The sequence below is a fragment of the Hydrocarboniphaga sp. genome (assembly GCF_028291725.1).
GTDB lineage: Bacteria > Pseudomonadota > Gammaproteobacteria > Nevskiales > Nevskiaceae > Hydrocarboniphaga.
On the sequence record NZ_JAQGNT010000112.1, the window covers coordinates 1 to 5,848 of the forward strand.

At 65.2% G+C, this 5,848-nt stretch carries 6 protein-coding genes; all 6 read left to right on the forward strand.

Going from position 1 to position 5,848, the window contains the following annotated elements:
• Positions 1-170 precede the first annotated feature (170 nt).
• Complete coding sequence (locus JWQ90_RS28230; RefSeq protein WP_299698430.1) at positions 171-1,373, forward strand: methyl-accepting chemotaxis protein; 1,203 nt, start codon at positions 171-173, stop codon at positions 1,371-1,373.
• Between the two features lie 89 nt (positions 1,374-1,462).
• Positions 1,463-1,783: an STAS domain-containing protein gene (locus JWQ90_RS28235; RefSeq protein WP_299698431.1), complete on the forward strand. Its 321-nt coding sequence runs from the start codon at positions 1,463-1,465 to the stop codon at positions 1,781-1,783.
• An 8-nt stretch (positions 1,784-1,791) separates the two neighbouring features.
• Positions 1,792-2,157: a response regulator gene (locus tag JWQ90_RS28240; protein WP_299698432.1), complete on the forward strand. Its 366-nt coding sequence runs from the start codon at positions 1,792-1,794 to the stop codon at positions 2,155-2,157.
• A gap of 4 nt (positions 2,158-2,161) precedes the next feature.
• Positions 2,162-4,174 carry a chemotaxis protein CheA gene (locus JWQ90_RS28245; protein WP_299698433.1) on the forward strand — a complete coding sequence of 671 codons (2,013 nt, stop codon included), beginning with the start codon at positions 2,162-2,164 and terminating at the stop codon, positions 4,172-4,174.
• 18 nt (positions 4,175-4,192) lie between these two features.
• A complete protein-coding gene (locus JWQ90_RS28250) occupies positions 4,193-4,693 on the forward strand; it encodes a chemotaxis protein CheW (RefSeq protein WP_299698434.1) in 501 nt (166 codons plus the stop codon).
• An 82-nt stretch (positions 4,694-4,775) separates the two neighbouring features.
• Positions 4,776-5,848, forward strand: a 1,073-nt coding sequence (locus JWQ90_RS28255; protein ID WP_299698435.1) for a PAS domain-containing protein, incomplete at its 3' end; no start/stop codon positions are given.

Below are 5,848 nucleotides of genomic sequence, written 5' to 3' on the forward strand. Positions count from 1 at the left end.
CAACCTACGGGTGCCGTTGTAGGTTGGGGTGAGCGCAGCGAACCCCAACATCGGCGCGAGGCAACTCGGTACGGCAACAAAAAGCCGGGCGATTCGCTAAAGCTGACGCGCCGCTCGCCGATAAGAACCTAGACACGGCACGCTGGTGTGCCGCGACGGACGATGGGCACATGATCAAATTAAGACCTGATAGCGTGGCAGCGGCGGTGTCGACCAGCGGTTTGCTGATCGCGTTTCTGAAGCCGTCGGTTATGGCCGAGCTCGTTCTGGCGGTGCTGATTGCTGCGGCCTGGGGTTGGTATTTCTGGACACGGCATCGCGAACTCTCCGAGCGCGTACGCCGCGACGATGCGCTGTCCGCGCAGCGCCAGGATCACGACCGCAACCTGGCCGAGATTCGCCATGGCCTGGCCAACGAGGTCGATGGTCTGCGGCATGAAATTGCCCGCGTGCGCAGCCTGGTGCAAGGCGCGATCCGGCAGCTGACCTCGAGCTTCGAGGCGATGAACAAACATGCGCGCCAGCAGGATTCGGTGGTGACGCGGATTCTCGACCAGACCGATGGCGACGACGCGCATCGCGCCGGAGTGCGCCACTTTGCCGAGATGGCCGGGCGCCTGACCGGCGAGCTGGTCGACACGCTGTCGGAGGCCAGCGTCCAGAGCATCGCCAGCATCCAGCAGATCGACTCGATGGTGTCGCACCTGGACGCGATCTTCGAGCTGCTGGGCGACGTGCGCTCGATCGCCGACCAGACCAATCTGCTGGCGCTGAACGCGGCGATCGAAGCGGCGCGTGCCGGCGAGGCTGGCCGCGGCTTCGCGGTCGTCGCCGAGGAAGTGCGCAACCTGTCGGAGCGCTCCAACAACTTCAACGAGCAGATCCGCAAGCGTGTCGCCAACTCCAAGGAGGCGATCGCCAGGGTTCGTGAAACGGTCGGCGGGCTGGCCACGCGCCATCAGCAGCGCAGCCAGCAGGCGCGCGTCGAAGTCGGGCAGATGCTCGAGCGCATCGCGGTCATCAACCGCGCGCTCGGCGACGGCATGAAGGAAGTTTCGGTCAGCGGCGAGCGCATCGGTGTTGCGGTGTCCGAGGCCGTGCGTTCGCTGCAGTTCGAGGACATCGCGACGCAGGCGCTGGCCGCGGCCGACGCACATGTCTCGCGTCTGGTGTCGATCAACGACGAGGCGGCGATGCTGCCGCTGGTCAAGGGCGCCGACCACGTGCATGCGCCGGCCAGCTCGATGCTGCGCGCTCCGGCTCCGGCCAACAATGCAGTCAACCAGGTGCTGACCGTGTCCGACTGGCGTCAGCCGCAGCACAAGCCGGTGGCCCAGGTGAGCATGGAATCCGGCGCGGTCGAGCTGTTCTGATCCGCCGGCCCGCCGTCCGTGACCTCCGATATCCGCCCGCTCAAGTTCCTTCCCGCGCTGCCGACATCCGTCGAAAGGGCATCAATAAAATGACTAAATCACGCAACAAGAATGCGTCGGCCGCGGAAGCCGAGCCGATCCGGCTTCCGGCCGATATCGGCATCGAGCAGGCGATGGCACTGCAGGCCGGGCTGGCGCCGCGGCTGGCGCAGGCCGAGCCGGTGCGCATCGAGGCCTCCGAAGTGCAGCGCATCCACGGCGCCGCGCTGCAGCTGTTATGCCTGTTCTGCCGTGATCGCCGGGCCAACGGCGGCGCAGTCGAATTTCTGCGTCCATCCGAGTTCCTGCGACAAGCCGCAGCCTTGTTGGGCGCATCCACTTTGCTGCAGATCTCCCTGACCGAATCCTGAGTACCGCCATGTCCAACCGTATCCTTGCAGTCGACGATTCCACTTCGATGCGCCAGATGGTGTGCTTCACGCTCGCCTCGGCCGGCTTCGAGGTGACCGAGGCCGAAGACGGCCTGGTCGCGCTCGAGATCGCACGCAAGCAGAAGTTCGACCTGGTGCTGGCCGACGTCAACATGCCGAACATGGACGGCTTCTCGCTGGTGCGTGCGCTGCGCGGGCTGGCCGAATACAAGTTCACGCCGATGCTGATGCTGACCACCGAGTCGACGACCGAGAAGAAGCTGGAAGGCAAGGCTGCCGGCGCGACCGGCTGGCTGGTCAAGCCCTTCGTGCCCGAGCAGCTGATCTCGACGATCAAGCGCGTACTGGCGTAGAACCATGTCCATCGATCTGGCCCGGTTTCACCAGGCGTTCTTCGAAGAGAGCTTCGAGCGGATGGACGCGATGGAGCAGGGCCTGCTGCAGCTCGAAGGCGGCGCCGACAACGCCGAGACGATCAACGACATCTTCCGCGCCGCACATTCGATCAAGGGCGGCGCCGCGACGTTCGGTTTCGCTGCCGTTGCGGGTTTCACCCATCACGTCGAAACCCTGCTCGACTCGGTGCGCAATGGCAGCCGCGGTGTCGATAAGCCGCTGGTCGCCCTGCTGCTGCGCGCGTCCGACCAGGTGCGCGCGCTGCTGAACGCCGCGCGCGACGGCGGCAACGCAGACGCGGCGCTCAGCCTGCAGCTGCAAGCGGAGTTGCAGGCGGCGCTCGCCGGCGACACTGCCGCGGTCGTCGCTGCGCCGGCCTGCGCTGCCGTGGTTGTCACCGCCGCCGCCGCGACCAGCGGCTGGCGCATCGTGTTCAAGCCGCATCGCGATCTGTTCGCCAGCGGCAACGATCCACTGCGCATCCTGCGCGGCCTGGGGACATTGGGCGAACTCGAATCCGAGCTGCATTTCGCTGCGGATCTGCCGGGCTTCGCCGAGATCGATCCGCAGCAGTGCTACCTGTCGTGGACGCTGCGCCTGTGTGGCGCGGCCACCGAGGCCGAGGTGCGCGAGATGTTCGCCTGGGTCGAGGACGAGTGCGATCTGTCGATAGCGCCGCTGGCGGCCGGGCCGGTCGAGTCGGCCGAACCGGTGCACGTCAATGTCGTGCCGATCACTGCCGCTACGCCTGTCGCTGCCGCTGCCGTCGCGGCGCCTGCCGCCAAGTCGCGCGCGCCCGCCGAGAGCTCGATCCGCGTTTCGATCGACAAGATCGACGGCCTGATCAATCTGGTCGGCGAACTCGTCATCACCCAGGCCAGCCTGACGCAGTACACCCGCGGCCTCGATCCGCTGGTGCACGAGCGCCTGCTGGCCTCGGTGCAGCAACTCGAACACACCGCGCGGCTGCTGCAGGAATCGGTGATGTCGACGCGCATGCTGCCTATCGACTCGGTGTTCAGCCGCTTTCCGCGCATGGTCCACGATCTGGCGACGCGCCTGAACAAGCAGGTGCGCCTGCAGACCGTCGGCGAGGCCACCGAACTCGACAAGAGCGTGATCGAGAAGATCGGCGATCCGCTGACGCATCTGGTGCGCAACTGTATCGACCACGGCATTGAACTGCCGGCCGTGCGTGTCGCCGCCGGCAAGCCGGCGCAGGGCACGATGACCCTGACCGCCGCGCACCAGGGCGGCCAGATCGTTATCGAAGTCATCGACGATGGCCGCGGCCTGTCGCGCCAGCGCATTCTCGACAAGGCGCGCGCCAATGGCCTGGTGATCTCCGACAACGCCAGCGACAGCGAAGTCTGGAACCTGATCTTCGCGCCGGGCTTTTCGACCGCCGCGGAAGTCACCGACGTCTCAGGCCGCGGCGTCGGCATGGACGTGGTTCGCCGCAACATCGAATCGCTCGGCGGCGAAGTCGAACTTAGGTCGCAGGAAGGCGAGGGCACCTCGGTGCGCATCCGCTTGCCGCTGACGCTGGCGATCGTCGACGGCATGTTCGTCGACGTCGGCGGCGAGACCTTCATCGTGCCGCTGATCGGCGTCGTTGAATCGCTGCAGCCTGCGCCCGAGCAGATCAGGCGCATTGCCGGACAGGGCCAGGTGCTGCGTCTGCGTGATGAATACATCCCGGTGATCTCGGCGCGCGAGCTGTACCGCGTGCCCGGCGCCGCGCGCGAAGCCTGCCAGTCGATCGCCGTGATCATCGAAGCCGACGGCTTCAAGCTCGCCCTGCTGGTGGATGACCTGATCGGCCAGCAGCAGGCCGTGATCAAGAGCCTCGAGGCCCATTTCCGCCGCGTCTTCGGCGTCGCCGGCGCCACCATTCTCGGTGACGGCCGGGTCGCGCTGATCATCGACGTCACCGAAGTTGTCCGCACCTGCGGCCGTTCCCTGGCCGCCTGAACCGCACGAAGACAGACCATGAAAATGCAAGACAAGAAACAGGCTCCGCGCGAATACCTCAGCTTTACGCTGGGCGCGGAAGAGTACGGCATCGACATTCTGTCCGTGCAGGAAATCCGCGGCTACGACGTGGTCACGCGCATTCCCGACGCGCCCGACTACATCAAGGGCCTGGTCAATCTGCGCGGCACGATCGCGCCGGTCGTCGACCTGCGCCTGCGCTTCAAGCTCGGCCGTGCCGATTACGACAGCCTGACCGTGATGATCGTGCTCAATGTCCGCGGCCGGGTGGTCGGCATCGTCGTCGACAGCGTCTGCGACGTGGTGCCGCTCACCGCGGATCAGATCGCGCCGGCACCGGACTTCGGCTCGTCTTTCGACGTCAGCTATCTGCAGGGCCTGGCAAGCGTCAACGAGCGCATGCTGATCCTGATCGACATCGAGAAGCTGCTCGGCAGCGCCGATGTGGCGCTCTATGCACCGGTGGCGGCCGTGCCGCCCAGTGCGATCGCGGCCTGAAGCGCGACGCCGCCCGATCTCATTCGCTACACGATCGTCGGTGCGATATCCGGCGACTACCACTCGGTGCAGGAGCAGCAATATGTCCCCTTTTTTCTCGATCGATCGCGATGCGTGGTCCCGGGCGCTCTCGTCGGCGAAAGCCGTTGCCGGCCGCGTGTTTGATCGTAAGGACAGGCTCGAGCACGCGGATCTGAAGGGGCAGATCGATGCGATCGGCAGATCGCAGGCGGTGATCCAGTTCACGCTCGACGGGCATGTGCTGGACGCCAATCCGAACTTTCTGCAGGTCATGGGCTATTCGCTGGAGCAGGTGCGCGGCCAGCATCACGGCTTGTTTGTCGAGCCGGCGTATCGTCAGAGCGCGGAGTACCAGCAGTTCTGGAACAAACTCGGCCGCGGCGAATACGATGCAGGGCAGTACAAGCGTGTCGGAAAGGATGGCCGCGAAGTCTGGCTGCAGGCGAGCTACAACCCGATCTTTGACACCGGCGGTAGGCCATTCAAGATTGTGAAGTATGCCGCCGATGTCACTCGGCAGAAATTGCGCGAGGCCGAGTTTGAGGGCCAGGTTGCCGCGATATCCAAGGCGCAGGCGGTCATCGAGTTCGGTATGGATGGCAGCATTCTCGCCGCCAATGATAATTTTCTTCGCGTTGTCGGCTACCGCTTGAACGAGATCAGCGGCCAGCATCACCGCATGTTCGTCGAGCCGGCATATCGGCAGAGCGCCGACTACCAGCAGTTGTGGGAAAAGCTGGGACGCGGCGAATACGACGCGGGGCAGTACAAGCGCGTCGCGAAGGGCGGCCGCGAAGTCTGGCTGCAGGCCAGCTACAACCCGATTTTCGACATGAACGGCAAGCCGTTCAAGGTGGTCAAATACGCCACCGACGTGACCGGGCAGGTGCTGGCCGTGAAGCAGACCCAGGACGTGGTGGTCGCGGCGCGCCACGGCGATCTGGATCAGCGTATTCCGTTGGACGGCAAGACCGGCGCGGTGCGCGATCTGTGCGAAGGTGTCAATTGCCTGGTCGAGAACATGAGCGCTGTTGTCGTTGATGTCGGCCGTGTATTCGGCGCGCTGGCGGAAGGCGATCTGACGCAGACCATCGAGACGGAATACCAGGGCGCGTTCCAGAAGATCAAGCAGGA

Bases quoted from the DNA above. Each gene is read 5' to 3' on its own strand.
- JWQ90_RS28230 (WP_299698430.1), top strand. From the start codon at position 171: ATGATCAAATTAAGACCTGATAGCGTGGCAGCGGCGGTGTCGACCAGC.
- JWQ90_RS28235 (WP_299698431.1), top strand. From the start codon at position 1,463: ATGACTAAATCACGCAACAAGAATGCGTCGGCCGCGGAAGCCGAGCCG.
- JWQ90_RS28240 (WP_299698432.1), top strand. From the start codon at position 1,792: ATGTCCAACCGTATCCTTGCAGTCGACGATTCCACTTCGATGCGCCAG.
- JWQ90_RS28245 (WP_299698433.1), top strand. From the start codon at position 2,162: ATGTCCATCGATCTGGCCCGGTTTCACCAGGCGTTCTTCGAAGAGAGC.
- JWQ90_RS28250 (WP_299698434.1), top strand. From the start codon at position 4,193: ATGAAAATGCAAGACAAGAAACAGGCTCCGCGCGAATACCTCAGCTTT.